This window comes from Streptomyces sp. NPDC092045, from assembly GCF_044756005.1.
Lineage (GTDB): Bacteria > Actinomycetota > Actinomycetes > Streptomycetales > Streptomycetaceae > Streptomyces.
Window position 1 is genome coordinate 36433 of the sequence record NZ_JBIVSC010000010.1, and the last position, 26632, is coordinate 63064.

The window sequence follows — 26632 nt, forward strand, 5'->3', positions numbered from 1 at the left end:
GTATCCACGTGACCACCACTCCCCCTTCCTCCGCCTTCGCGTCCGCGTTCGCCGCGGTCGACCTCGGCGCCACCAGCGGACGGGTGATCGTCGGCCGCGTGGGCCGGGACAACCTCGACCTCACCGAGGTCCACCGCTTCCCCAACACACCCGTGCGGCTGCCGGACGGCCTGCGCTGGGACGTCCTGTCCCTCTTCCAGGGCATCCTCGACGGACTGCGTGAAGCCGCCCGCTCGGGTGGCGTCGCGTCCGTCGGCGTCGACACCTGGGCTGTGGACTACGGACTTCTCGACGCAGACGGGGCCCTGCTCGGCCATCCGTTCCACTACCGCGACGACCGGACCGACGGTGCCGCCGCCGATGTCTGGGCCAGGATCGGCGCCAAAGAGCTGTACTCCCTCACGGGACTGCAGCACTTGCCGTTCAACACCGTCTTCCAGCTCGCCGCCAGCGCGAACACCGCTCAGCGCGATGCCGCCCGCACCCTGCTCCTCGTTCCGGACCTGCTGGTCCACTGGCTGACCGGCTCGATCGGCGCCGAGGAGACTAATGCCTCCACCACTGGTCTCTTCGATGCCCGCACCGGCACCTGGTCCAACAACATCCTGAGTCGGCTCTCCCTCGATTCCGGGCTCTTCCCGCCGTTGCGTGCCCCTGGTGACCCGGCCGGCACCCTGCTTCCTCACGTCGCAGCGTTCACCGGCCTCGACCCGCGTACCCCGGTGACGACGGTTGCCTCGCACGACACCGCGTCCGCAGTCGTCGCAGTGCCCGCAACCAAGCCCGGCTTCGCGTACATCTCCTGCGGCACCTGGTCGCTGGCCGGACTCGAACTCGATGCCCCCGTTCTGAGCGAGGAGTCCAGGGCGGCGAACTTCACCAACGAGCGCGGCATCGACGGCACGGTCCGCTACCTGCGCAACATCATGGGCATGTGGCTGCTGGAGGAGTGCCGGCGCACCTGGGAGAAGGAGAACCTTCCCACGCACATCCCCACGCTCCTCGCCGACGCGGCCCGCGCCAAGGCCTTCGCTTCGCTCGTCGACCCGGACGCGCCGGAGTTCCTCGCCCCCGGCGACATGCCGGCCCGCATCCGGGAGTACTGCGCCCGCACCAAGCAGCGTGTCCCCGGCAGCCAGGGCGCGGTGGTGCGCTGCATCCTGGAAAGCCTGGCACTGGCCCACCGGCGCACCCTGCGGCAGGCCGCCGAACTCTCCGGCCGCGGCATCAGCCGTATTCACCTCGTCGGCGGCGGCTCACGCAATGACCTGCTCTGCCAGCTCACCGCCGACGCCACCGGACTGCCCGTCATCGCCGGCCCCACCGAGGCCACCGCACTGGGCAACATCCTCGTCCAGGCCCGCGCCGCCGGCCTGGTCGAAGACCTCACCGACATGCGCCGTCTGATCGCCTCCACCCAGCACCTGCGGCACTACGCTCCCCGAGGTGACACCGCCGCCTGGGACACGGCAGCCGCCCGCCTCTCCCCCGCCCCGAGGAACCTTTGATGCGTGTCGCTCTCTTCGCCACCTGCGTCAACGACGCGCTCTATCCCTCCACAGCCATCGCCACCGTCAAGATCCTTGAACGACTCGGCGTGGAAGTCGACTTCCCCGCCGGCCAGACGTGTTGCGGGCAGCCCCAGTTCAACACCGGATACCGGCAGGAAACAGAACCACTGGTGCGCCGCATGGCCCGGACTTTCAAGGACTACGACCACATCGTCACCCCCTCGGGCTCCTGCGTCGCCATGATCCGCGACAACTACCCTCGGATCGCCAAGAAGGCCCAAGCAGAAGGACGCGGAGACACCCTCACGGACGCATCCGACTTTCTTGTTCCAAGGACGTACGAACTGACGGAGTTCCTCGTCGATGTCCTCGGCGTGACGGACGTCGGCGCGTACTTCCCCCACACCGTCACCTACCACCCCTCCTGCCACGGCCTGCGCATGCTCGGTCTGGGCGATCGCCCGCGGCGCCTCCTGGAGGCGGTCAAGGGCCTGGAGCTGATAGAGCTGCCGGGCGCGCAGGAGTGCTGCGGCTTCGGCGGCACCTTCGCCGTGAAAAACCCCGACGTATCGGCCGCCATGGGCGCCGACAAAATCCACAACTCCCTGTCCACCGGCGCCGGTGTCCTGTGCGGAGCCGACAACTCCTGCCTGATGCACCTCGGCGGGATGCTGCGCCGCCAAAACGCCCCGCAGCGCGCCCTGCACCTCGCCGAAATCCTCGCGAGCACGCAAGAGGAGCCCTTCGCATGAGCGGAACCTTCATCGGCATGCCGGCCTTCCCCAAGGCCGCGCACAAGGCCGTACATGACACCACACTGCGCGCGAACCTGCGCCACGCCACCCACACCATCCGCGACAAGCGGGCAGTGGCTGTGTCGGAGCTGGAGGACTGGTCAGAGCTGCGCGAAGCCGGGAAACAGATCAAGGACCTCACCCTCGGCAGACTCGATCACTATCTGATCCAGCTGGAAGAAGCGGTCACCGCCGCCGGCGGCACCGTGCACTGGGCGGCGGACGCGGCCGAGGCCAACCGGATCGTCGCCGGCCTGGTGAAGGCCACCGGCGAGAGTGAGGTCGTCAAGGTCAAGTCGATGGCCACGCAGGAGATCGGCCTCAACGAGGCCCTGGAGGCGGAGGGCATCGCCGCCTACGAGACCGATCTCGCCGAGCTGATCGTGCAGCTGGGCGAAGACCGGCCCTCCCACATCCTCGTCCCCGCCATTCACCGCAACCGCAGCGAGATCCGCGACATCTTCCGCGACACCATGGGGCGTTGGGGACGCCCGGCGCCGGAGGGGCTGTCCGACTCCCCCGCCGAGCTCGCGGAAGCGGCCCGGCTGCACCTGCGGGAGAAGTTCCTGCGCGCCAAGGTCGGCATCTCCGGGGCGAACTTCATGGTCGCCGAGACCGGCACCCTCGTCGTCGTGGAGTCCGAGGGCAACGGCCGCATGTGCCTCACCCTCCCCGAAACCCTGATCTCCGTCGTCGGCATCGAGAAGGTCGTGCCGACCTGGCGGGACCTGGAGGTCTTCCTCCAGACTCTCCCCCGCTCCTCGACAGCCGAGCGCATGAACCCCTATACGAGCATGTGGACCGGCACCACCGACAGCGACGGTCCCCACACCTTCCACCTCGTGCTCCTGGACAACGGCAGGACCGATACCCTCGCCGACAGGGTCGGGCGCCAGGCCCTGCGCTGCATCCGCTGTTCTGCCTGCCTCAATGTCTGCCCCGTCTATGAACGGGCGGGCGGGCACGCCTACGGCTCCGTCTACCCCGGCCCGATCGGCGCGATCCTCACCCCCCAGCTGCGCGGCACGGCGAGCGAGGTCGACGCCTCCCTCCCCTACGCCTCCTCTCTTTGCGGCGCCTGCTACGACGTCTGCCCGGTCGCCATCGACATCCCCGAGGTCCTCGTCCACCTCCGTGAGAAGGTCGCCGAGCAAGGCGGGCCGGGACACCGCCTGGAGAAGATCGCCATCAAGGCGGCCGGATGGGTGCTCAACCACCCGAGCGCCCTCGCCATGGGGGAACGCGCCGTGTCGAAGACCCGTGCTCTGCATCCGAAGAAGCTGCCCGGCCCCGGCGCCCGCCAGTGGACCGAAAGCCGCGACCTGCCCGAGATGCCCGCCGAACCGTTCCGCGACTGGTGGAAGAAGAACCGCACGTGAACATGAACTCACGCGAACGTGTCCTGGGCCGCATCCGTCAGGCTCTCTCCGACACGCCACCCGTCACAGCGGCGGCACGTGACTACCTCCCCACCCACACCCCAGATGATCGCGACGCGGTCCTGAACCTTCTCCACGAGAACCTTGTCGACTACCGCGCGACCGTGCATCGCATCACCGAAAAAGAACTTCCCGCTCTGGTGGCAGAACTCCTGGATCGGCACAACGCCCGCACCGTCGCCGTTCCACCCGGACTACCCGCTACATGGCTGTCAGCAACAACAGCCGAGCAACACCACGACGATGCGGACACCCCCCTCATCCCGCATAGACTCGACACCATCAGTGCTGTGATCACCGGCTGCACCCTGGCCGTCGCCGAAACCGGCACGATCATCCTCGACGGCGGCCCCGGCCAGGGCCGTCGCGCCCTCACTCTCATCCCCGACCTGCACATCTGTGTCATACAAGCCGATGATCAAGTCGTCGCCTCCATCCCCCAAGCCCTGCCACGCCTCAACCCCACCCGCCCCCAGACCTGGATCTCCGGCCCCTCCGCCACCAGCGACATCGAACTCAACCGTGTCGAAGGCGTACACGGCCCAAGACAACTCAATGTCGTGATCGTCACCCACTGAAGGCGAAACGGTCTGCCGCACACTCCGGACCTACCTCGGTCGGCCGCCCGGACCGGTTGTGGTAGAGCGGTGCCGTACAGGTCTCGTCCTTGCGGGTGAACCCGCGCACGCCGAGACGGAGCGTTTCTCCAGCGCACCCCGGCGCCTCGCGCGGTCGATGAGCTCTCCGGCCCCGGTGTGTCCGTGGGTCTGGGTCCGCTATGTCTACGGGCGTGATCACCAACCTGCTGCGCGGCGCTGCCGCGTTCTGCCTCGCCCTGACCCCCCTCACCCTCCCCTCCCCTGCCGCCGCCGAGCCTATGGCCACAGCGGGGGCGTCTGTTCCGGAGGTGCTGCCGCTGGAGGACGCCGTCGGCCAGCTGCCCGTCGCCGAGGAGGACCGCACCGGCTACACCCGCGACTCCTTCAGGCACTGGAACACCGGCCTGGACGCGGCCGACGGCTGCAACACCCGCAACGAAGTCCTTCTCGCCGAAGCCGTCCAGGAACCGGCCATCGGAGCCGGCTGCAAACTGACCGGCGGAAAGTGGGTCTCCTACTATGACGCGGTCGAAGTGAACGAGGCAGGCAAGCTCGACATCGACCACATGGTCCCCCTCGCCGAAGCCTGGGACTCCGGCGCGAGCGCCTGGGACCCCAAGCGCCGCGAGGCCTACGCCAACGACCAGGGCGCCACCGCCTCCCTCGTCGCCGTCACCGCCCGCACCAACCGCTCCAAGGCCGACCAGGACCCGGCCACCTGGATGCCGCCCCTGCCCGACGCCCACTGCCGCTACATCGGCGAATGGACCGCCACCAAACTGCGCTGGAACCTCACGGTCGACCAGACCGAGAGCGAGGCGTTGAAGGTGTACGCCGAGGCCTGCGAGACCACCGTCGTCCACTACAACCCCGCACCATAGGCCGGAGGCGGGAGCACGTCGTGCCCCGTACCGGGTGATCCCGGTACGGGGCACGTGTGAGCCGTGCAGGGTATGGCGTGCCAAGCCGGGGCACGGGCTCCTGTCTTCATGCGCGGGCGCGAGCGGTCTTCGCCGACAGCCCGACCTCGGTGCCGATCGCCTCCCAGGTCAGGCCGCGGGCGCGCAGCGCGCGGATCGTGTCCGCGTCGACGTCGGGGGCTGGCCGGTTCAGCCGTTGGGCCTGGAGGTGGCCGCGGCGTTCGGTTTCGGGGATGCGGCGCAGGATGGTGCGGCAGTCCACGCCCGCCGCGCGGCCGATCGCGGTCGCGGACTGCCCGGCCCGGTAGCGGGTGAGGATCTCCTCGTCCGACAGCGTCAGCACCATCCGGGCGCCGCCCCTCCTCGGCTGTACAGGACGAGGCGGGGGGATGGGAGCTTCTCCGGCCGAGTGGGCACGCCAGTCGGCGTCGGGGATCCTCGCCTGGATGGTGTGGGGGGAGACGCCGAACTCGCGGGCGAGGGCGTAGGTGCTCTCCCCCGCCGCATACCGGCGGCGGACCTCTTCGTCGACAAGTACCCGCCGGGACCGGGGCTGGGACTGCGGGGTGCGGCTGCGGGAGCGGAGCAGGTCCTCGGGGATCCTGCGCCGGATCGTGGAGGGGTGCACCCCATAGAGTCGGCCGAGCTCGGTCATGGTGGCACCCTGCACATACCGGGCGATGACTTCGTCCTGTGGCAGGAGTTCGCCCTGCTGCTCGACGGCGAGCCGGGTTGCTTGCTGCCGGGAACGGCGCTGGGACGGCTCCAGCCGGGCTACCACCGCCTCGACCGAGATACCCAGTGTGGCCGCCACCCGCTGCTGCGGCATCCCCGAACCGTAGAGGCGCACGACCTGGGCCCGCAGCGCCTTCTCGTACGGTGTCTCCGCCCGGTTGCGGTGCCGCTGCCGTGCGGCGGCGGCCGCATCCCGTCGCTCCTGTGCCGGCACATGACGCCGCACGGTGGACTTTGACACCCTTAGCTCCCGCGCGACTACCGCAATACTTGCGCCTTCGCGGTACCGGCTGCGGATCATCGCTGACAGCACCTTCATGTCCCGGACCACTCGGCCTCCTTCCTCCGGGCCAACGAGGTACTCCTGTGAAGGATGCGTTGGCGCTGAGAAGTTACGAGGTTTTCCTTGTGACCGATCAACTGGATCAGGACTTCCTCATCATTGCCATGATTTAGTGAGGAAATAGCCTAAGAGGTCGTCTCATTTGGCTAGGCGGCGGTAGCAGATGAGGGTGCAGGCGATGGCGGTGAAGGCCAGGAAGTGACTGGCTTTGCGCTCGTAGCGTCGATGGAGTCGGCGGCAGCCGGCGAGCCAGGACATGGTGCGTTCGATGGTCCAGCGGTGTCGGCCCAGCCGCTTGGACGACTCGATGCCCTTGCGGGCGATCCGGTGGGTGATCCCACGTCGGCGCAGCCATCGCCGCAGGTGGTCGTAGTCGTAGCCCTTGTCCGCGTGGAGTTTGGCGGGGCGCCGCCGTCGCGGGCCGCGGCGGGATCGGATCGGCGGGATACCGCGGACGAGGGGCTCGAGGGCCTGGCTGTCGTGGAGGTTCGCGCCGGAGATCCCGATCGAGAGGGGCAGACCCGTACGCTCCGTGATCAAGTGGATCTTCGAGCCCTTCTTGCCCCGGTCGACAGGATTCGGACCTGTCAGCTCCCCCCTTTCAGGGCCCGCATGTTCACCGAGTCGATCGCGCAGCGGGACCAGTCCAGCTCGCCCCGCCTGCCCAGTTCGTCCAGGACAAGACGGTGCAGCTTGGCCCACACCCGTGCTTTGCTCCACTCGGTGAACCGGCGGTGAGCCGTCGGTCCCGAAGGCCCGAACGACGGAGGCAGCTGCCGCCATGTACACCCTGACGTGGCCACGAAGATGATCGCGGCCAACACCTCACGGTCTCCGTACCGACGGCGACCGCCACCCTGCGGCCGAGACGGAGCAGGCGGCACCACCCGCTCGAACAGCTCCCACAACTCATCCGGCACAAGACGCTCAATGATCCCCACAACGCCAGACTATCGAACAGCCCAAATGAGATGGCTTCTAAGTGGACATTTTGAGGGAGCTCGCCGTCTTGTTGCTATGACCGCGTCGGCCAGATCAGCGCCTGGGCGACGATGACGTTCTTACCGTTGAAAGTGACAGCAGGACCTTCGTACAGCTCGTATCCAAGCTCCAGCGCCTCGCTCACACGGTGGCAGAACGCGGGATCGTCCGGGCCGGTCAAGACCCGGTAGAGGGGCAATCCGTCAGGCGGTGTACTCATGGGCGAACGATCTCATGAAGCCCCCGGGCTCCATGGGCTTCGTCAGTCGAGGGCCTGGTAGAGCGTGGTCCAGAAGTCGGCCATGGCCCGCGGCGAGTCCGGGGTGGACAGTCCGACCTGGGTGAGCAGGACGCCAGTGAGCTGATGGGTCGGGTCCGCGTAGGCGGTGGTGCCGGTGCCGCCGAACCAGCCGAACCGGCCGACGGGCGCGTAGTTGTCGCGGCCCGTGTCCACCGACATGCCAAACCCCCAGCCGCCGGCCGCGCCCTGGCCGGACGACAGGTGGGCGACGCCGTCGAACATGGCCGCCCGGGCGGCCATCTGCCCCAGGGAGAGGCGGTTGGTGGTCATCAACTCGACGGCGGCCCGGGACAGGATGCGCTCGCCGTCGTGGACCCCGTGGTTCAGCAGCATGCGGAAGTAGGCGTGGTAGTCGTCGACGGTGGAGACCAGTCCGCCGCCCGCGCCCTGGAACACGGGAGGAGAGCTGAACATGCCCCCTGCCACCTGGTCCCAGATGGTGAAATCGCCCGTCTGCGGATCGGGCCCGTACAGGGGCGGCAGGCGGTCGATTCGGTCGGCGGGCACGTGGAAGCCGGTGTCCTTCATCCCCAGCGGATCGAGAATCCGTTCACGCAAGAACGCTTCCAGTGGCTGTCCGGCGGCCCGGGAGACGAGCACGCCGGTCACCTCGTTGCTCAGGTCGTACTGCCAGCGCACACCTGGTTGGTACTGCAGGGGGAGTTCGCCCAGGCGGCGCATCCACTCGTCCTGGTGGGGCGCCGGGCCGGAAGCCACGCTGTAGTCGAGGCGTTCGAAGGTCGCGGCCCTGATCGGTGAGGCCATCGACTCGAAATCGGTGCCGAGCCCGAAGGTGGAGGTCAGCAGGTCCCGTACGGTGATCGGCCGCCGCGCCGGAGTGGTGTCGTCCAGCGGGCCGTCGGGCCGCCTGAGCACCTGTCGGTCGGCGAGTTCGGGCAGCCATGGGTCCACGGGGTCGTCCAGTCGCAGTCGGCACTCGTCGAGCAGGACCATCGCCGCCGCCGTGGTGACGGGCTTGGATGCGGATGCCATCCGGAAGATGGTGTCCCGGCGCATCGGCGGGCCGCCGTCGTGCCGCATCGTCCCGATCGCCTCGACGTGCGTCCGTCCGCTGCGACCGATGAGGGCGACCAGACCCGGGATCTTTCCGGACTCCACGTGCCTTTCCAGCACCTTGCGCAGTCGGCGCAGTCCCGCCTCGGTGAAGCCGCTGTCGTTCGTCGCCATGGGGTGTCTCCTGTTGACGGTCTCGTTTCCCGCGGCCGCTCACCGGTGGCCGGGTGGCCCTGAGAAGGGCCGTGGCAAGAGGCTGCATCCTTGCCCCAGGGTCAAGGTCAAGGGCGGCTTCGGGCGCGTTATCCTCGCCCCCGCGACGATCAGCGACACGGAGGAGCGTCAGGGTGGCGGCGGACGGGTTCGGGCTCACGATCGGTCAGGCGGCGGCGTATGTCGGCGTCACGATCAAGACCGTGCGGCACTATCACCGGCTTGGTCTGGTCGCCGAGCCGGAACGCGACGCTTCCGGCTACCGCCGCTACCGCTCGGACGAACTGTTCCGTCTGCTCCAGGTGCGCACCCTGGCCTCAGCCGGGGTACCGCTGGCTGAGGTCGGTGATCTCCTTGAGGCCGACTCGGAGACCTTCGCCGCGACCCTGGAGGAGGTTCACCGCGCACTCACTTCCCGGATCGAGGAGCTGACCGCGCGCCGGGACCGGCTGCACCGCCTTGACCACGGTGATCGCGCCCTGCTGCCCGACCGGGCCTGTGCGATCTTGGAAACACTGGCTGGACTCGGCTTCGACTCCGCCTATGTGACCGGTCAGCGAGAGGCCCTCGTACTGACCCGAGCTCTGGTCCCGGAGATCTTCGACGGCTTCATGACCTGGCTCGAACAATCGCTCGCCGATCCCGAGACCGTCGAGCTGACCAGGCTCGGCTGGGAGGTGAGGAGCTGGGATCCGGCCGATCCGCGGATCGAGGAAGTGGCCCGTGAACTGGCCGGGAAACTGCTGACCCGGCGCGAACTGCTGTCGATGCCGTCCGGGTTCGAGGGCCGATCCGACACCGCCACTCGCTACGGGATGGTCAACCACCACATGGAGGACCGGGTGCCGTCCATAGCCCGGCTGAATGCCCTGGTCGAGGCGGAGCTGCGTGCCGCCGGCATCGCCGTGCCTCAGCGCTGACCAATCCCTTTGGAAGGTGGAAGGGGACGGTTGGCGGGAGTCGTCTCGGGTGTGTGTGTATGTCGTGCGCATGTCCCCGGCGTGAGGTACCGCAGGGTCGGCGGTCTCCTTTCGTCCTGTCCCAAACGGGCGAAAGAGAGCTGGAACTCTGATCCGTTCGGTGTGAGCGAGCGTCACGTGCGGCGTCCTCGGTGCGCTCAGGCTCCTCCTGCGCCCGCCCTCGTGCTCGCGCCCTCGATCGCCACCGCATGCCCGCTCACCCGTACGCGCGGGTGGCTGGTGGAGGCCTCGACTCGGAGCAGGCTGGGCCGGCCGAGGTCCTCTCCCTGGTGGATGGTGAAGGTTCCGGTGGGCGGGAGGGCGTGAAGGGTGCGCAGGTAGCCGCCGAGGGCGGCAGCGGCAGCACCGGTGGCCGGGTCCTCGATGACGCCGCCGACCGGGAAGGGGTCGCGGGCGTGGAAGAGTTCGGGGTTTTCGCGCCAGACCAGTTGGAGCGTGGTCCAGCCGTGACGGTGCATGACCTCGGCCAGGGCGTCGAAGTCGTAATCGAGGGCCGCCAGACGCTCGCGGGTGGCCGAGGCCAGGATCAGGTGCTCGTTCCCTCCGAAGGCGACGTGGGGCGGCAGCGCGGGGTCGAGGTCTTGCCGGGACCAGCGCAGAGCTGCGAGGGAGGCGTCGAGTTCTTCGGTGGTCGCCGGCCGGGAGCGAGTGGGGACGCTGGTGAGCGTCGCCGTCACGGGTCCTTCGAAGTCGGCGGAGGTGTCCAGGGCGATCTCGCCGACCGGTGTGTCGAAGACGAGCGGACCGGTACCGATCCGTTCGGCCAGGGCCACCGCGGTGGCGACGGTGGCGTGACCGCAGAAGGCGACCTCGGCGAGCGGGCTGAAGTAGCGAAGTCGGAACCGGCGTGCCGTGTTGTCGGCGGCCGTGACGAACGCGGTTTCCGAGTAGCCGACTTCGGCAGCGATGGTGAGCATGGCGGTCTCGTCCAGCGCGGCCGCGTCCATGACGACACCGGCTGGATTACCGCCGGCGGGCTCGGTGGTGAAGGCGGTGTAGCGCAGGATTTCGGGGTGTGTCCTCGGGTTCATGGCTTTTACTGTGGCACCGCATAGGCATCGTTACAAACGATGGTTTTTGATCTGATTCATCGCTTTGACCGATGGGATTGCTTAGGGTCGACGGCATGGACACTCGACTGCTGCGCACCTTCACCGCCGTTGCCCGGACCGGGAACCTGACCGCCGCCGCGGAGCGACTGCACCTGGCACAGTCCACCGTCACCGCCCAGGTGAAGGCATTGGAGAAAGAGCTGGACCTGCGACTGTTCGACAGGTTGCCGCGCGGAGTCGTACTCACCAGTGCCGGGTGCGAGGTGCTGGCACAGGCCGAGACGATGCTGGAGGCCGAGTCCCGGCTGCGGGCGGTTGCTGCCTCGGTAGGCGGCGCGGACGGTCGGGTGACCGGGCGCGTGACAGTCGCGGCAGGCGAGACGCTGGTGTCCGCGCGGTTGCCGGGAGTCATCGCCGCGCTGCGGCGCAGTCACCCGGGAATCGAGGTGGACCTGCGCACGATGGGCACCGCGACCGCAATCGCCGCGCTTCGCACCGGCGAGGTGGACTTGGCACTTCTCCTGGAGGATGAAGCGGCTTTCTGTGACATCTCATGTACGCCGCTGGCCCATGAGCCGCTGGTGCTCGTTTGTTCTCCCGAGCATCCCCTCGCCCGCGGCGCCGCCGGTGCGCCCGCTGACTGGGCGGAGCTGGCTCGCCAGGACTACTTCCTGCACGAACAGGGCTGCTCGTACAGTGATCGCTTCGTCGACCGGCTGCTCACCGCGGCTGGAGGCGCTCAGCCCCGGATCACGCGCTTTGGCAGTCTGGAGGTCGCCCGGTCCTGCGTCGCCGCAGGCCTCGGCCTCAGCCTGCTGGCCCGCACCAACATCGCAGACGCGCTCGCAGCGGGCCGTCTGGTGCAGGTGCCCGGGCCGCGGTTTCCTGACGTCGCGGTCCAGTTGGCCCGTCACCGCCGGCGCTGGCTCTCCCCCGCAGCAACGGTGCTCACTGCGGAACTGTCCCACCACTTCCCGCAGTGAGCACGCTTGCCCCAGTCGGCGACGGGACAGACGGACACTCGGGTGCTTGCGTTCCTCCTGAGGAGGGGGCCGAGGCCTGAACTACGACTTGGTAGATCCACGCCTCGAAGGCACGGGACTGACGGGACTCAGATTCAGGGTTTCTGTTTTCAGGACTTCTCAGAGGTCAGTCCCCCTCCCTCCCTGTTGGACTTAGCTCAGTCCCGTGGGAGAAACCCCAGCTCAGTGACCCATGCCTCTCCAGCACGGGACTGACGGGACTCAGATTCAGGGTTTCCGGCTCCGGGGTCCGGGCGGTAGGACATGTCGGTTGACAAGCAGGTTAGGACGCTGCGGTCACTATGTCGGCAGCGTTGCCCTTCTGGGACCGCAGTGTCTTGGATCCGGCGCTGCCGGGGGCGATCGTCCGCGGATCGATCGCTTCTCCTGGTGCTCCTACTGCGTAGTCCCCTGAAGGTTCGCTGTCCCGGTCGTGCGGGAGGAGGAAGAAGGTGCGGCGTGGCCACAGTCCGCTGTCGGGGTCGCGTGCGGCGTTCTTGGCGAGGTTGGTGTATCCGACGAGGCGGCCGTCGCGTTCGTAGCGGGGCTTGCCGGTGCGGCTGTTCACCCTGTCCAGCGACTGGCGCACGTAGTCGAGCCTGTCGACGTCTTCAAGCCAGACGACCTCGACTTCTTCGGTGAGCTGGCTGTCCCGCAGCATCGAGCTCATGGCTGCAGCTCCTCCTGATTGTCGTCGGCCGGTCCTCGGCCTGCGTGGGTGGTGTTCAAACCGCTCGTCCTGTGGCGCTGCATATGCATGTCGTCTGAGTCGTGGCGTTCATCTTAGGTTCTGTCCGGTTTCTGGTCCCAGGATGCAGAGGGGCGTCATCTGGCTGCGTTGTCGTCCTCGGTGAGGAGAGCCAGGCCGGGGTACAGCTTCTTGGTGTTGTTCTTGATCATCTCGGCGGGTGATGCCAGACCGAGTTCTTGTCGGATGCGGCTTGCGAAGGCTCGCGGGGTGGAGGGGCGGATCGCCTCTTCGGAGCACCATTCGCTGTATGCCTCGAAGAGCAGTTTCTGCTCGACGCGGAGGTCAGGATTGGGCCGGCCGCCTGTCTCTCTGGTGCACCGCTCGTTGAGGAAGCGCCCGATGTGGTCTTCGGTGGTCTCGTAGGCCGCCGTGGCCAGGCGGACGGCGTCGGGGCCGGTGAGGGGGTCGCGGGTGGTCAGGTACTGCCGGGCGCCGGCGATGAGCCAGTGGAGGATGCCGGGGCCCTCGCTCTCGACGAGTTCGGCGGCCAGGTTGTCGATCTTTCGCTCGTTGGGGACTTTCCGCTCGAAAGGGATCAGGCGCATGCGGCGCCAGAAGGCGTAGCCACCGGTTCCCACTTCTGGCCTGTGGTTTCCCAGCAGCCACAGCTTGTGGGTCGGGGAGAACGTGAAGAAGTCCTGCCGCATCCGGCGCGCGGTGATCTGGTCACCGCCGGTGAGCAGCTTGACGCGTGCCTCGTTGAACTTGTCGGTGGGCTTCAGCTCGCTGCAGACGACGATGCGCCGGCCGTGCAGTTCCGTCAGCTCGGTGGAGTGCTCGCTGAACTTGCCCTTCTCCATCAGGAACCCCGGTGGGGCGGCGTTGGCGTAGTCCCCCATGACCTGGGTCATGACGTCGAGCAGTACCGACTTGCCGTTGGCACCGGAACCGAACAGGAAAGGCAGGACCTGGCCGCCGACGTCCCCGGTAATGGAGTAGCCCAGAAGCAGGTGGAGGAAGCGGGTGATCTCCAGGCCCCGTGCGTCGTCCCCGAAGGTGTCCTGGAGGAAACTGGACCACCTGGGGATGGGCATCTCCTCGGGACCGACCATCGTCGCCCTGGAGTGCATGTCGGTCAGTGGATCCGGTTTGCGCAGCTCACCTGTCTTGAGGTCAACCACTCCGCTCGGTGTGCACAGCGCGTAGATGTCGCCGTCCAGAGCATTCGGGTCAAGGCTGAGGAGCGGTGAGGCCTGGGCCTGCTTCAGGAGTGCCGTCATGCCCGCGGTGGACTGCGTGCGGCGCCTGTGGGTTGCCAGGTCCCGATCGTTGAAGGTGCCCGAGGGGTCTGTACGTGGCATCTGCTCGGCCATGTCCCCCGCGGCCCACAGAGCTCTTTTCTCGCCGTTGGTCCGCTGCCAGCGGTACTGCTCCCAGCTGTACCAGCCATTTCCCTCTACGTGCCGGAACTGGTCCTGGTAGAGGTCGGCGAAAAGTCGGGCGTTCGCCCGGTCGGTCAACTCCCGGGGCAGAACGCCGGAAGGAGCGGCCTTCGGCTCCCTGATCTGAACTGTCTTGTGGGCGGAGGGCACCACGTGCGGACGTGGCAGGTCCAGCTCCAGCGCCTGCTGCATGCTTGCCTCGATCTGCCCGGCCGCGGCAACGGCGTCGAAGCGGATCTCCTCGGCGCTGTTCATGAACGTCCTTTGAGGTGGAACGGGCGCTGGGCGCCGGCGGACAGGGCGGAGTCGATGATGCTGTTGTTGCGGCTTTCTTGATGTGGACGGGCCTGTCGGGCTGTCTCACACAACAGCTCGCGGATCTCGTCCATGACGAGGTGGCCGGTCTGTACGAGTCCGCCGGCAGTGAAGGCCGCTCGGTTGAGCTTCTCGGTGAAACTCGCTCCGCAGGACACGGCCGCGCAGGCGGCGACCTCGTCGAGCAGGGGCTGCAGGACGCGATGCGCTGCCTTGGGAGCCCGCCGCGCGCGAGTCTTCGGAGGCGGGGTGTTACTTGTGGTCGCCTGCTCCTCAGGGAGGTGCCCGGTCCGGTTCAGTTCGGCGGCCAGCCAGTCGGGCAGGAACGCCGGATGACGGGCCTGTCCCACACGGGTGTAGACACCGGCAGCGGTTTTCGTACCGGGCGCCACGATGTAACCGCCGTGAGCACGCACGTCTACCTGCCAGGCCAGGGCAGTCTTCGGGCTCGACCCGGTCGAGGACCGGTAGTGGCTGGCAGGGCACGGGTTCAGATACCAGACATGGAGGCCCCCGGAAGGGGTGCGAACCCGAAGGGTCTGCTCGTCCTGCGCGGGGCTCGGCTGCCGGCGCAGGGCGGCCAGGAGCGCCAGTGTGTCGAAACCTGTGGCAAGACCGTCCAGGTTCACGCTCGGCGCGATCGGGATGCCCGGCAGCAGACGGCTTCGGTCAGGAACCTCGGCTGCGTGGGCGTCTACGTCGATAACCACCAGGTTGGCGGGGCCGCATGACACACCGACCCCGGAACGGGGTTGCTGTGCCCACCAGGCGTCGACCTGCTCGGGGAGCGTGGTTGCCGCGTGAAAGCCGTGGCACCAGCCTCCTGCCAGGATGCAAGGGCACTCTGAGGGGCGATGGCGATCCGTCTTGCACGCGGGGCAGTTCGCGGCCGGGGTCTTGTGTCCCGGAGCCAGCGGATGGACAGGCCAGCCCTGTTGGGCGCACCAGCGTGCGACAGCGTGTGACGTGCCAAGCCCCGTTGGGGAAGGCGAGCTGGTCACAGACTGACTCGGCACTGAACTGTCCTTGCTGGGGTAAGCGTTTTTTTCTTCCTGCCAGGGGCCCGTACCTTGAGTGAGGCTTGCAACGGGACTGACGGGACCAAAGTTTTCACTTAGCTGGGCAGAGCCTAGCGCAGTTCCTTCCCCGGTCGCGGCGCACCTTCGCCGTGTCGGAAAGTTCAGTCCCGTCAGTCCCGAGAAAGGGTCTATGCAGGGGAAGAACGACCGGCGGGGGCGCAAGCAGAGGGCTGGCCTTACTTCACCTTTTTGTCGGTTTCATCAGAGCGAGGCAATGCATGTCCGGCAGGCAGTCACTGAGCTCCGGCAGGGGGCTGACGGGACTGACGGGACTGAACTTACGGCATGGGCAGGCCTGCCGGGGGGCGCTCCCCTACTACTTGCCGAACGTCTCCATGCGGTGCCCGCAGCAAGCGTTCAGTCCCGCTGCGGGTCTCGCCACTTTCAGTCCCGCTAAAGAAAACCGCAGGTCAGCGCCTCGTCCTGTACGTCTACGGGACTGACGGGACCCTACCTTCCATATATGAGCCGAGCAGGCTTCTTACTTGCGCGCGTGCACGTGGACACGCAACTGCGAGGCATAACTACCAACCAGAGTCCCGTCAGTCCCGTGAAACAGGAAGACAAGCCTTTGACCTGCGTCTTTGTGTACGGGACTGAAGATGGGAACAGGTCTAGTCTTCAGCCCCGGCTGCGAGCCCGTCCTAGAGGTTGTCCCGTAAATGGTCTGTGGCGTGCAGGTTGGCCTGCTTGTTTGCCTGTTATCCGGTGAGGGTGAGGTTGTGGAGGCGGGTGATGCCGAGCATGGCGTGGTGGACGCCGTCGCCCTTGAGGCGGCAGTCGCGGAGGACCTTCCAGCTCTTCATGCGGGCGAAGGTGTGCTCGACGCGGGCCCGCACCTTGCGGTGGGAGGTGTTGTGGTCCTCCTTCCAGGTCGGCAGTTCCTCGTCCTTGTGCCGGTGGTAGTGCGGGATGGTCAGGCCGGTGCCCCGGTAGCCGCCGTCGGCGATCACCGTGGGGGCGGTGCCGACCGCGGTCTTGGTGCCGGAGTCCTGCCAGGCCCGGCAGTCGTTGTGGTTGCCGGCCGCTGCCCGGCAACCACAACGACTGCCGGGCAGTGGCCGGCCGACGGCGACGAGCAGGCGGGTGTCGGCGTCGGTGACGACCTGGTGATCGGTGGAGTGGCGGTAGTTCTCGCTGGAGGCGGCCACGGTCCGGTCGCGGGTGGGAACCAGGGTGCCGTCGACGATGAGCACGGTGTTCTTGCGGAACCGTCGCCGGGACTGGAGGGCGAGAGCTGGTCCGAGGTGGGCGACGTTCTGGTCGGCCGCCGACTTCGAGACGCCGAACAGCGGGGCGAGCTGGCGCAGGGTGAGGGTTGGTGCGCCAGTACGCGGCCGCCGGCGGTACCCGGTCCTCCAACGGCAGCGACCATGGCCTGCCCTTGCGGACCGGATCGGCCCCCCTCACGCCGCAGCGCGGCGATCAGTCTGTTGAACTGCCGCGGGTTCAGCCCGGTGAACGGGCCTATCCAGGAGGGTTCCGACGCCGTGATCACACCAGCCACGGCAAGATCATCTCACTCCTGACCAGCGGTTACGGGACAAACTCTAGGCTTGTCATTAAGCCTTTTCCAACCTGGCTGTCAGGTCCGCCGACCATGCCTGGCGGAGCGTTCGTCGCACGGCGACCGACTGTGGATCTGCTGGTCACAGACCTGTCACCGGCTGACATGGTTACTCACCGGCACGCCCTTGACCAGCACAGACGTGAGGTTGGAAAAGGCTCCTTGCCGACGCCTTCCGGGTTTCGTATCCACATCAGGCTGGGGCGGGTGTGGGCCGGATGATATCCACCGTAGGCACATTATTGCTGGTGGGAGGGCGTTTCGAGGGGCGGGTCACTCCATTGGCCGGATCGGACTTCGGCAGACACCCGGGGAGCCGGTATAGTGATGGCACAACTTGTTACTCAGGCACAGAGGCCCCCACCAGTGGTGGGGGCCTCTGCTTGTGTCAGGCGATCCGGAGTGCCGGCCGTCCTTCAGCAGGCGGGGCACTTTGGTACTCGGGAAGGTTGAGAACGGCAAGGTCTCCGTTCTTCATGTCCTCCACAGCCTGCTGGAAGGCCTCATGCATCGCATCGATGCTGTCGTACTTGGCCGCCAAGGGGTGCAGACGGTACTTGTTGCCCCCTCGCTCCTCCGCCTGGTGGCGCAGGACGAGATTGAGCTCGAAGAGAGGGCCGAGCAGAGTGCTGACGGTGGTCGGCGAGACTTTGTACTCGCGGGCCATGTCTCGCTGGCTCGGCAAAGCGCCGCCGTTCGCGCTGCGGAAGACCAGGTACTGAAGGAACTTGACCGACGGCGCGTTGATGGGCAGGGCCCAGATGCGCTCAGAGACAAGCGGTGACATCACGGGAAGCGCCATCGGCTTCGTCCTCCGATTCGGGTCGTTGTATGAGGGTCATCCCGTGCGCCGTCTGCGCCGCGCGGGGGTTTCGGTCTGCTCGATGGCGAGGCCGAGGTCGAGCTGCTCCGGGTGCTGGTGGATGAGCTCGGGGCCGATCTGGTAGGGGAAGCGGTTGGCCTTGTTCCCGTCCGCAGGGATGTCCTTCTCCATGTCGGCGAGGACTTCGTGCTGGAAGACGCTGCCGCCATGGAACCAGAGACGGACGTTGAGACGGGTGCGGCCGTTCCCGACCTGTTCGACCCAGCCGATCTCGCCCAGACGCCGGATGGCTCGGTTCACAGTAGGCCGTGAGATCTTCCGGGCGTTGGGGTCTGCGGCGATCAGCTTGTTGAGACCTTCGGTGATCTCCTGCTGGGTGTACTCGGCAACGCCTGTGTTGCGTTTTTGCCCTCCGGCTACGTAGAGGAAGACGCAGAGCTGGCTTCGGGTGATCTCGTTGGCGATGAGTAGCTGGGCCAGTCGCTGGGTGAACCAGTTGCTGGCGAGGCTATAGCCGAGCGGGCCGGCCATGTCGTGGACTGTGCTGGGTTCATCGCCGTACTCGACCGAAACTCTGGTCACCTTGCGCTTGCCGACGACCGGGTCGGCGGCTCGCTGGAGGGTCTGACCGAGCTGCTCACCGAGCATGCCGAGGAGTTGGTTTCCGACGACGTCGGTCGAGGCGGTGGTGGGTCGTACCGTGCGGGGCCGACGCGGGTTGCGCGACGGCGGTTCAGCTGTCACTGAATCCTCCTTGCTACTCAGGCGTTTCCGACTCTATCCCAAAAGTGAGGGAGAGCCGTACTTTTGGTGCGCCCGCGCGCCGGTGCGCGTCTTCGCATCAGAAGTGCGGCTGCGCCGTACTTTCTGTGCGCTGCGGCTTCGGAAGTACGGCTGTGCCGTACTTCCTGTAGCGAGTCAGTGCGACATCTCGCCAGTGGAAGGAGGTGTGACATGAGCCTGTGGAAAACGTTCTGACCTGCGCGATCCCCTGGCGATCAAAGGCATAACTGAAAGTTAGGCAGTGCCTTACTTTCCGGGTTCAATGTGCTGGCGGCGTTAACAACTTCAAACCTAAAATGTAGCGTTATTTCATGATCAACTTCAGAAAAGCCCAGGTCAGAGGCTTGCAAGCTTCCGGCGCTCTTCTAAAGAGGCACAGCTTAAGAACCACGGAGAATCAGTAGAAGCCGCCTACTCGGAAGGAAAGATGCAGAGAACCCCCTCATCCGGCACCAGAACAACCGCAACCTCCGGGTGACACCCTCCCAGGGCCAACACATAGATCAGTCGTCCGCCGTCGCTTCAAATGGGCTGACCATGACAGAGGACCTACGCAACTCGCGTAACTGCCCGGTTTGAGCAACCCCTCGTTCAAGGGCAACTGTCCAGGGAGGGCCCTCAGGGCCCGACCGGTCAAGCGCGGAGCCCCCGGAGCTTGCGGAGGGGGTGAGCACTTGAGGACAGGCGGCAGTCCTGTAGTTGCAGTTGATAGAGGGCCGTCCAATGCTCTTCAGGTGCTTGCAGAGGCCTCTGGGGCGCTGCACCACGGCAGGAGGCGGGAGACCAGCCCTAGCCCCACAACCCGCACCTGACCATGGAGAAGACGCCTTGTAACAAGCAGTTCCTCTGTCCGCTATGGCCCTACTGGATCACTGCGAAGCAGAATGCAGGGGTGGGCACGATTCTGACCCCGGAGACCACCTCGGAGGTGACGATCCGCAAGTGGCGCCCAGGCGAGACAACATAGCCGCAAGCCAAAATCCGGATGGCCCTGAAGCAGGTCAGCGGGCTCACGTTGGCGGGCTTAGGGTTCCGCCGGCCCGACCGCCGCAAGACCCTCCCCGGAAGCCCGTTGCTCCGCCGCGCCTTCCTTACCACCGCCCCCATCCCAGGCGTGGCCGCCTCCTTCAGTCAGCGATGGCTGCCGCCGGGAGCGAGCAGGCTGGTGAGCTCGACGATCGCTTCCGGAGACGGCTTGAAGTAGCGGTGAACGTTCTCTGGCTTCTTGTGCCTCGACTTCGCCATCAGCATCAGCAACGATGCGCCCTGTTCCCTGAGGTGAGTCAGGGAGGAGTGACGGTACTCATGCAGATCCCAGCCCGTTCCAGGTCCGCGTACGGCCGTGTGCTCGTCCAACAGGGCACGGGCCTGCCCGTACGGCAGCCGGGCACACATCGCGCGGGCTGACGACCTTCCCGGGCCCCGGGGCGGCAGTAGGTGACGAACACCGCCTCGGGGGTGCGGTCCTTAAGCAGGCGGGACAGGGCCGGGCGGCGCCCGCGTCCCAGTACACCGTCTCCAGCACGTAGCCCTCGCTGGCCTGGCCCCGGCGGCGGGCCTTGGTCCGGGCGTCCTTCGCCTCCACCGGGCAGCGGCGTCGGCCAAGTCCAGGTCCTCGATGTTCACGCCCTAGATCTCCTCCGCGCGCCCCGAGCTCTCGTAGAGCATCCGTCACAAGGTCCTCTCCCCCAGGTGGACCTCGCGTCGGGCGACCAGCCGGTCGACGGCTATCTTCGAGCGGGCCGGGGTCTCGGAGTCCGGCCCGGCCAGTTGCTTCACCCAGGTCAGGACCGTCGGGCCCTCGTGCCCACGCGCGGAGCACCAACCCATCCAGGACAGCACGGCACCGCGGCGGGTGTTCCAGGTGTTCACCGTCGAGCGGCCCCGCAGCAGCTTCAGCGGCCAGCGCTGGGCACTGGCGACGAGGCACTGAACGTCGCAGAAATTAGCGGCTTTCGGCCCGGTCGCACGGATGCCGCTGCGCCAGATGCCTGGCCAGGACACCCGCCCGGCCCATAACGCACCCTCACCGCAGCCCCCCACGGACCGCCGTGACGTACGGTCCGGGTACGGCATCCGACAGGACGGGAGCCCAACGGCCGGCCATCCGTGACCCCCGAGCGCGGATGGCCGGCCGTTTTGCTCCCTCCGTCTTGTCTCAGGCCGTCTCAGCGAGGCCGTCGATCAGGGCCATGACGTCAGGGTGATGCTTCAACGCCATCCGGATCTCGACCAGTTTGGCGCCGCGCTTCGGCCTGCTCCAGTACGGATGCATGGCGACCGCGATCGACAGCTTCCGCACCAGATCCCACAGCCGCTTCTCTTCTGCGGCCTGCTCCGGGGTCCAGCCCGGGTTGTTCTCTCGCCCAGGGAGGACTTCCTTGGTGTGCGAATGCTCCGAACCGCCCCAGCCGGGCAACGGCATCGGCCACGGCAGGCTCTCGAGCAGCACCCGGTAGGCGGCATGCGCCCGGTGCAGTCGGGCCTGGAGGTCCTTCAGATCGACCGGAAAGCCGTACGGATCCTTCGGCTTCCCATCAGGAGATGGGTTCCCACTCACACATTAATGCTACGCCTGTTCGATTTTTGGAGGTGATTCGACACTCCGGCACACGCACACGGCCACCCCGACGGCCTCACTCTTCCTCCCCCAACAAGAACTCCGCTGCCGTTACAGCGGCCATCAAAGGACCGGCCGCACTTCCTCACATGTCCTGCCGACTCGTAGAGTTCAAGCCACACATACGCCTGATCGTCCTGCCCGACTCTTCCGGAAACCCCGTATGCGAGCCGACCGCACAGCCGCCGCCCCCGTCATCGAGCACGTGCGGCACCTGATCACCCAGCGCCCGCACCTACCAGTGGCCGCGATCGCCCGCCACGCCGGCGTGGCCTCCTCCACCCTCAAATCCCTACTGGACGACACCCGTCACGACCAGCACCAAAGCCGTACCCTCCACCCGGCCATCGCCCAACGCCTGTTGTCGGTGAAGGCAGCCGACCTGCCATGCCGCGAGCGGGGATACGGCGGCCAATCCACCGACGCCGCCCCTGCCATACGCCACGTACAAGCGCTGCTGGCCACATACCCCGCTCTGTCTCAGGCCTCTGTCGCACGAGCGGCCGGCATGTCGCCCAGCACCCTGGCCGCCGCACTGCACGATGTCGCAGCCGGCCGCCCCCGACGTATCCAGCAGGCAGCCGCCCAACAGCTCCTCATTCTGGACCCGGACCTGCTCCTGAGCACCGCCCTCGCACGCCGCAGCGACACCACCGACTTGCAACAGGTCATCGACCACCTGCATGCCCTGCAACTGCGCTACGACCGTGCCAGCCGTGCTTTCATCGCCCACACCGCGGGCGTCAGACCCAGTACCCTGTCCTGTGCCCTCCTGGACCACACCCGCAACCCCCGACGCGGCATCCACACCGTCATAGCCCAGCGGATCCTCGCTCTCAAAGACCTCCCCGCGCCCGCTTGCCCACGTCGCACTCAGATCACCGACACCGGACTGCTACGACGCCTACGCGCCCTGTGCACGGCTGGCTGGACCTTGAAGAACATCGGTGCGGCAGGCGGCATCAGCACCAAGACACTCACCGCCTTCGCTGGCCGCCCGCGCAGCACACCTGCCTTGCGCGGGGCGATTCTGGCTGCCTGGGAAGAGCTCTCCCACCAGCCAGGCCCCTCCCCCACCGCCCGCCAGCGCGCTCAGGTCAAAGGCTGGGCGCCACCTTTGGCCTGGGACAACGAAACCATCGATGATCCCGCCGCCTTACCCAGCGGTATCCGCAATCCCTCCCACCAGTCTCCCTGGAACCCCGACCTCCTCCACCACGAGCTGACCTTCCTCACCCACCTCGGCCTCAGCAAGACCCAAGCCCTCAAACGTCTCGGCCTGGGTACCGGACGCGCCCGCCAGATCCTCGGCCACACCACCCTGACCGCGTGACACCTGCCCGGCTTCGTCCACAAGAACGGACGACTCCGACGCCGTGATCACACCAGCCACACCAAGATCATCCCGGCCGCTCTGTCATCCGGTCCATAAAGATGAGCACCGCTGGGGGCGAACAGGGATGACCGCGCGTATGGCAGCCGCCGTACTGGCCACATGGGCCACGCTGATCTTGCTCCTCCTCGCGCCGTCGCTCCTGCCGGAGCATTGGCGCTACTACATCTACTCCCCAGCGAGCGTGGGCCTGTGGCTGCTGGCCATGCTCGTCGCCCCTGTCGTGGTCTGCGTCGTGAAATGGCCATGGATCAAGTCGGGCGGCAGGTGAACCTCGACCTGCACACGAGCCCGCGCACGAACCATCAACTCCTGGCCATCAGGTACGGGACAGCTCTCAAGCCGTAGAAATCCGTTGTCGTGCGCATGGATGCGGTCACATGCTCAGACCATGACCACCAAAGACGACTCCACCGATGCCACCGTCTCCCTGTCTGTCACCGTGCGTGATCTACTGCCCCGTGACTTGCCGGCGTGCGCCTGGTCCGGCTCGGCCACCCACCTGCGCCACGTAGAGCGAGAGCTGGCACGAGCTGCGTCGGGAGAGGTGGACTACCTGGCGGTATGCACTCCGGCAGATCTGCCGGTGGCGATCGGCGGCATCGACTACCAGGTCTCTAACTGATCGTTTCAGAATGAGGTTCGTAGGCGTCGCAAGCAGATGATGCTGCAGGCGAGTTGAAGCAGGCCGAGGTGGAGATCTGCGCGTATCTCGTAGCGGATCCGCAGTCGTTTGAACTGGTGCAGCCAGGCGAAGGTCCGCTCCACCACCCAGCGCGTCTTGCCCAGCCCCGAGCCGTGCGGGACACCTCGGCGGGCGATCTTCGGGGTGATACCGCGAGCCCGCAGGACGCGCCGGTACTTGTCGTAGTCGTAGCCGCGGTCGGCGAACAGCCGGCCCGGCCGGTGTCTCGGTCTCCCGCGAAGTCCTCGGATGCGGGGGATCGCGTCCAGCAGTGGTGTCAGCTGGGTGACATCGTGCCGGTTTCCGCCGGTCAGCGACACGGCGAGAGATGTTCCGTGCCGGTCGACGATCAGGTGGTGCTTGCTGCCCGGCCGCGCGCGGTCGACCGGCGAAGGTCCGGTGTGAGCCCCCTTTCAAGGCCCGGACGTGCGAGCCGTCGATCGCGGCGTCGTTCATGTCCAGCAGCCCTGCCTTGCGCAGCTCGGCCAAGAGGACTTCATGCAGGCGGGGCCAGACACCGGCCTCGGTCCAGTCCCGCAGCCGCCGCCAGGCCGTCACCCCACTGCAGCCGGTTCGCTCCGCGGGAACATCCCTCCAGCTCACGTTCTTGCGCAGCACGTAAACGATGCCCCGCAGAGCCGCCCGATCGTCCACCGGCAGACGTCCGGGGTAGCGATGACGCCTCGGCGGACGGGGCGGCAGCAGTGGAGCGATGCGTTCCCACAGGTCATCAGGCACAAGATCATCCGACACCCACACCACTCTGCCGCCACCAGACCCAACCGCCAAGCCCTCACACCGAACTCATTCTGAAACGATCAGTAAGGAAGCGGGAACGCTATGGCAGCTTGCCGTGCTGCCACCCCTACAGTCCTGCGGTTTGGGAACGCTGCTCGTCCGCGCCGCGGAACAGCGGATCCGCCACCACGGGCTGCGCAGGGCCGAACTTGCGGTGGAGGAGAACAACCCCCGGGCGCGCGCCCTGTACGAGCGCTTGGGCTATGTCGCATACGGCCGTGAACCGGATGCCTGGGACGCAGAAGGGCCCGACGGGTCGATCCGCCGTTACGAGACGATGTGCGTTCTCATGCGAAAGGACCTCTGAGAAGATCGAGAAGAACTGCTGCAAGTACCCGGTGCATCTGGCGAGGGGGAAGGCCGACAAGTACGCACAGTTGGGGGGATGATCCACGTCATGCGGATCGTGATGCAGCCGGCCCGCCGGTCGGAGAAGGACGTCGAGCAGCACTACCAGGACACCATCGTCCACCCCGTGGTCCTCGACGACCACGCCGACATCCTCGACGCATCGACCATCGACCAGCTCAAGCAGCTCTTTCCCGACGGCCAGGCCCAGATGTGGGGCGTCGTGCCGGGGAAGAAGAACGTCAACCTCTCCCGGATCAAGAAGATGCGCCCAGGAGACTGGGTGTTCTTCAGCGGCGACAAGCGCGTCTACTTCGGCGGCACCATCGCCCTGATGTAGCACAACAAGGACCTGGCGACCCGACTGTGGGGCACCGATCCGGCGGCCGGCAGCACCTGGGAGTACATGTATGCCCTCTCCGGCACCCGCGGCTTCGACATCCCCATCACCGAGATCCGCTCCCTGCTCGACCGGAATTCCAACCGCAACATCATGGGCATCTCCGTTCTTGGCGAGGAGGAGAGCGACACCCTCCAGACCCTGCTGACCCTCGACGCTGCCGTAGCGGCACTCGAACCGGTCGACACAGCCGAGGAGGAGGCCGCCGTTGCGGCCTTCGACGGGGCACTGGAGCGCACGGCCCGGCGCGCCCAACGCGGGGAGCAGGCTGCGCTGAAAAGACGTCTCCTGCAGGAAGGGCAGGGCCAGTGCGCCCTGTGCGGCCGGGCGCAGTCCGGCTCCTTCCTGATCGCCGCGCACATCAAGAAGCGCCCGATGTGCAGTGACGACGAAAAACGCGACCTGGTCAACGTCGCCATGCTCGCCTGCACCCTCGGATGCGACGCCGTGTACGAGCACGGCTACGTCGGCGTCGCCATCGACGGTGCGATTCAGGTCAGCCCCCTTGCCACGGAGGTGCCCGAGGTCAAGGCCTACATCCAGGACAGGCTTGTCGGCCGGACCGTGACCTGGTGGACGCCCAGCCGCGAGCCGTACTACGCCTGGCACCGCGCCACACCTTCAAGGACGTTCCCCCGGCATGACCACTGCTCCTCTCGACGCAGTGGACGGCGCCGGCAAAAGCCCCCGAAGCCTGGGGCGCCAGAGGTACGGCCTTGAAGACAGCGAATCGAAGACCTCTACCTCGCGTGTCAGGAGGCACTGCACGGCCTGACAGCAGATGCCTCCGCACTCGCCCACTGGCAGGAACGCCGCAACCGCTTCGCCTACCAGGTCCGACGAGCCCTGCCGGCCGCTTCGTTCGCCGGAACAGGTGGTGGAGCGGGGCCCGTCATCTACGGCATCTATACGGCTGCGGGGCTTTGCTGCATCGGCCAGACGCGCGAGGCTCAACGATGGCTGGGTGATCTGCCCGCGGGTGAAAGCCACCACGCGGGCAACGCCTTGCCCCGGAACTATGGGACCGAGCAGTGATGCTGCGCTGGCCAGCTCTCCTTCCGGCTCTCCCAGGCGACGAACGTGCCACGATCGAGGAGACAGGCCCTGAGAAGTCGTGGGCCTTCTCTGCCGGGCCTCGAGCTTGTCGGCGAGTGGGATCCCCGGTCTGGCAGGGTCGGTCGCATGGATTGCATCTTCTGCGGGCTCATCCGTGAAGGAACTGCGAGTTGGGTGGATCGTGGCTCGGTTGCCTGTGCCTTCGCTCCGCTGAACCCGCTGGCACCGGGTCACACTCTGGTGGTTCCGACACTGCATTACACGGACGTGTTCGAGACCCCGCCCGAGGTCCTCGCCGCGACGACGGCGCTGGTTCAGCGCGTGGCCGAAGCTGCGCGGATCGCCTTGAACGCCTCGGGCGTGAACATCCTCAGTGCCAGTGGTCCGGGATCGGAGCAGTCGGTGCCCCATCTGCACTTCCACGTCGTTCCGCGATGGGCGGACGACGGAATCTCGACCTGGCCGGCCGGACGCTCCACACACCGCATCACCGGCGATCCGGTGGCGCAGCTCGCCGACGCCCTGGCTTCCGGCCGGCACCGCAGAAGTTGAGCCGGAACCCGCTCTCGGGCTCCGGCACAACTTCTGCGGACCTGCGGCAACGGTTGCCGGCACCCTGAAAAGGGTTCATCCGCAAAAAGCGGTGCCTCTGCGCTTGGTCGGAGCGCGAGTGCGCGCGTCTTGGCAGGTCGCGGTGGTGTGGCAGAGCGCTCTATCGCGATCGCCGT

General features: G+C 66.9%; 25 protein-coding genes and 3 pseudogenes. 14 read left to right on the forward strand and 14 right to left on the reverse strand.

What is annotated here, in order from left to right; translation table 11 throughout:
• Window positions 1-8 precede the first annotated feature (8 nt).
• The 5 genes from ACIQKA_RS22495 (at window position 9) to ACIQKA_RS22515 (ending at window position 5224) form a co-directional block, all read left to right on the forward strand.
• Window positions 9-1508, forward strand: a complete 1500-nt coding sequence (locus ACIQKA_RS22495; protein WP_402542118.1) for a rhamnulokinase family protein — start codon at window positions 9-11, stop codon at window positions 1506-1508.
• Window positions 1508-2263, forward strand: coding sequence for a (Fe-S)-binding protein (locus tag ACIQKA_RS22500; protein WP_402542119.1), 756 nt, complete (start codon window positions 1508-1510; stop codon window positions 2261-2263). Before ACIQKA_RS22495 ends, ACIQKA_RS22500 begins: the two co-directional genes overlap by 1 nt.
• On the forward strand, window positions 2260-3684 hold the full coding sequence (locus ACIQKA_RS22505) for a LutB/LldF family L-lactate oxidation iron-sulfur protein (RefSeq protein ID WP_402542120.1): 1425 nt from the start codon (window positions 2260-2262) through the stop codon (window positions 3682-3684). The genes ACIQKA_RS22500 and ACIQKA_RS22505 overlap by 4 nt, the downstream gene beginning before the upstream one ends.
• A 2-nt stretch (window positions 3685-3686) precedes the next feature.
• Entirely contained in the window at window positions 3687-4322 is a 636-nt protein-coding gene (locus ACIQKA_RS22510) for a lactate utilization protein C (RefSeq protein WP_402542288.1), read from the forward strand.
• 212 nt (window positions 4323-4534) lie between these two features.
• Window positions 4535-5224, forward strand: a complete 690-nt coding sequence (locus ACIQKA_RS22515; protein WP_402542121.1) for an HNH endonuclease family protein — start codon at window positions 4535-4537, stop codon at window positions 5222-5224.
• Between the two features lie 106 nt (window positions 5225-5330).
• Here the strand turns inward: ACIQKA_RS22515 and ACIQKA_RS22520 are convergent, their stop codons facing one another.
• The 4 genes from ACIQKA_RS22520 to ACIQKA_RS22535 all read right to left on the reverse strand — a co-directional run bounded on the left by ACIQKA_RS22520 (window position 5331) and on the right by ACIQKA_RS22535 (window position 8811).
• Window positions 5331-6239: a hypothetical protein gene (locus ACIQKA_RS22520; RefSeq protein ID WP_402542122.1), complete on the reverse strand. Its 909-nt coding sequence runs from the start codon at window positions 6237-6239 to the stop codon at window positions 5331-5333.
• Between the two features lie 240 nt (window positions 6240-6479).
• Window positions 6480-7276 (reverse strand): IS5 family transposase gene (locus ACIQKA_RS22525; RefSeq protein WP_402542290.1). Its coding sequence is split into 2 segments (ribosomal slippage): window positions 6480-6943 and window positions 6943-7276, totalling 798 coding nucleotides; the frame shifts between segments, so codons are not numbered across the junction.
• Window positions 7277-7356: 80 nt separating this feature from the next.
• Window positions 7357-7542: a DUF1737 domain-containing protein gene (locus ACIQKA_RS22530; RefSeq protein ID WP_402542123.1), complete on the reverse strand. Its 186-nt coding sequence runs from the start codon at window positions 7540-7542 to the stop codon at window positions 7357-7359.
• Window positions 7543-7584: 42 nt separating this feature from the next.
• Entirely contained in the window at window positions 7585-8811 is a 1227-nt protein-coding gene (locus ACIQKA_RS22535) for a serine hydrolase domain-containing protein (protein WP_402542125.1), read from the reverse strand.
• A gap of 173 nt (window positions 8812-8984) precedes the next feature.
• Between ACIQKA_RS22535 and ACIQKA_RS22540 the strand changes: the two genes are divergently transcribed.
• Window positions 8985-9770, forward strand: coding sequence for a MerR family transcriptional regulator (locus tag ACIQKA_RS22540; protein ID WP_402542126.1), 786 nt, complete (start codon window positions 8985-8987; stop codon window positions 9768-9770).
• Window positions 9771-9967: 197 nt separating this feature from the next.
• Here the strand turns inward: ACIQKA_RS22540 and ACIQKA_RS22545 are convergent, their stop codons facing one another.
• A complete protein-coding gene (locus ACIQKA_RS22545; RefSeq protein WP_402542128.1) occupies window positions 9968-10861 on the reverse strand; it encodes a PhzF family phenazine biosynthesis isomerase in 894 nt (297 codons plus the stop codon).
• A 95-nt stretch (window positions 10862-10956) separates the two neighbouring features.
• Here ACIQKA_RS22545 and ACIQKA_RS22550 point away from each other — a divergent pair, with 95 nt between their 5' ends.
• The gene (locus ACIQKA_RS22550; RefSeq protein WP_402542129.1) at window positions 10957-11865 is read left to right on the forward strand and encodes a LysR family transcriptional regulator; all 909 of its coding nucleotides are present in this window, start codon (window positions 10957-10959) and stop codon (window positions 11863-11865) included.
• 322 nt (window positions 11866-12187) lie between these two features.
• Here ACIQKA_RS22550 and ACIQKA_RS22555 read toward each other — a convergent pair whose 3' ends face one another.
• The 8 genes and pseudogenes from ACIQKA_RS22555 to ACIQKA_RS22590 form a co-directional block, all read right to left on the reverse strand.
• Window positions 12188-12574, reverse strand: a complete 387-nt coding sequence (locus ACIQKA_RS22555; RefSeq protein ID WP_383447614.1) for a DUF6009 family protein — start codon at window positions 12572-12574, stop codon at window positions 12188-12190.
• A 155-nt stretch (window positions 12575-12729) separates the two neighbouring features.
• Window positions 12730-14292, reverse strand: a complete 1563-nt coding sequence (locus ACIQKA_RS22560; RefSeq protein WP_402542131.1) for a phage/plasmid primase, P4 family — start codon at window positions 14290-14292, stop codon at window positions 12730-12732.
• On the reverse strand, window positions 14289-15368 hold the full coding sequence (locus tag ACIQKA_RS22565; RefSeq protein ID WP_402542132.1) for a bifunctional DNA primase/polymerase: 1080 nt from the start codon (window positions 15366-15368) through the stop codon (window positions 14289-14291). The genes ACIQKA_RS22560 and ACIQKA_RS22565 overlap by 4 nt, the downstream gene beginning before the upstream one ends.
• Before the next feature lie 764 nt (window positions 15369-16132).
• A pseudogene (locus ACIQKA_RS22570) lies at window positions 16133-16938 on the reverse strand (transposase).
• Between the two features lie 448 nt (window positions 16939-17386).
• A complete protein-coding gene (locus ACIQKA_RS22575; protein ID WP_383157297.1) occupies window positions 17387-17800 on the reverse strand; it encodes a hypothetical protein in 414 nt (137 codons plus the stop codon).
• Window positions 17801-17836: 36 nt separating this feature from the next.
• Window positions 17837-18565: a hypothetical protein gene (locus ACIQKA_RS22580; protein ID WP_402542134.1), complete on the reverse strand. Its 729-nt coding sequence runs from the start codon at window positions 18563-18565 to the stop codon at window positions 17837-17839.
• Window positions 18566-19735: 1170 nt separating this feature from the next.
• Window positions 19736-20647 (reverse strand): annotated as a pseudogene (locus ACIQKA_RS22585) (site-specific integrase).
• Between the two features lie 115 nt (window positions 20648-20762).
• The gene (locus ACIQKA_RS22590; protein WP_402542136.1) at window positions 20763-21164 is read right to left on the reverse strand and encodes a hypothetical protein; all 402 of its coding nucleotides are present in this window, start codon (window positions 21162-21164) and stop codon (window positions 20763-20765) included.
• Between the two features lie 265 nt (window positions 21165-21429).
• Between ACIQKA_RS22590 and ACIQKA_RS22595 the strand changes: the two genes are divergently transcribed.
• From ACIQKA_RS22595 to ACIQKA_RS22605, 3 genes are all read left to right on the forward strand, one after another.
• Entirely contained in the window at window positions 21430-22557 is a 1128-nt protein-coding gene (locus tag ACIQKA_RS22595) for a hypothetical protein (RefSeq protein WP_402542137.1), read from the forward strand.
• 139 nt (window positions 22558-22696) lie between these two features.
• Window positions 22697-22888: a hypothetical protein gene (locus tag ACIQKA_RS22600; RefSeq protein WP_391096259.1), complete on the forward strand. Its 192-nt coding sequence runs from the start codon at window positions 22697-22699 to the stop codon at window positions 22886-22888.
• Between the two features lie 120 nt (window positions 22889-23008).
• Window positions 23009-23242, forward strand: a complete 234-nt coding sequence (locus ACIQKA_RS22605; protein WP_402542139.1) for a hypothetical protein — start codon at window positions 23009-23011, stop codon at window positions 23240-23242.
• Between the two features lie 5 nt (window positions 23243-23247).
• Here the strand turns inward: ACIQKA_RS22605 and ACIQKA_RS22610 are convergent.
• A protein-coding gene (locus tag ACIQKA_RS22610) for an IS5 family transposase (RefSeq protein ID WP_402542141.1) occupies window positions 23248-24055 on the reverse strand; the annotation gives its coding sequence in 2 pieces (ribosomal slippage) (window positions 23248-23704 and window positions 23703-24055; 810 coding nt in all).
• 64 nt (window positions 24056-24119) lie between these two features.
• Between ACIQKA_RS22610 and ACIQKA_RS22615 the strand changes: the two are divergent.
• The 4 genes and pseudogenes from ACIQKA_RS22615 to ACIQKA_RS22630 all read left to right on the forward strand — a co-directional run.
• Window positions 24120-24407 (forward strand): annotated as a pseudogene (locus tag ACIQKA_RS22615) (GNAT family N-acetyltransferase); the annotation flags it as partial.
• 78 nt (window positions 24408-24485) lie between these two features.
• Complete coding sequence (locus tag ACIQKA_RS22620) at window positions 24486-24788, forward strand: hypothetical protein (protein WP_402542143.1); 303 nt, start codon at window positions 24486-24488, stop codon at window positions 24786-24788.
• 66 nt (window positions 24789-24854) lie between these two features.
• The gene (locus tag ACIQKA_RS22625) at window positions 24855-25568 is read left to right on the forward strand and encodes a hypothetical protein (protein ID WP_402542144.1); all 714 of its coding nucleotides are present in this window, start codon (window positions 24855-24857) and stop codon (window positions 25566-25568) included.
• A 462-nt stretch (window positions 25569-26030) separates the two neighbouring features.
• Window positions 26031-26456, forward strand: a complete 426-nt coding sequence (locus ACIQKA_RS22630; RefSeq protein WP_402542146.1) for an HIT family protein — start codon at window positions 26031-26033, stop codon at window positions 26454-26456.
• Window positions 26457-26632: the final 176 nt, after the last annotated feature.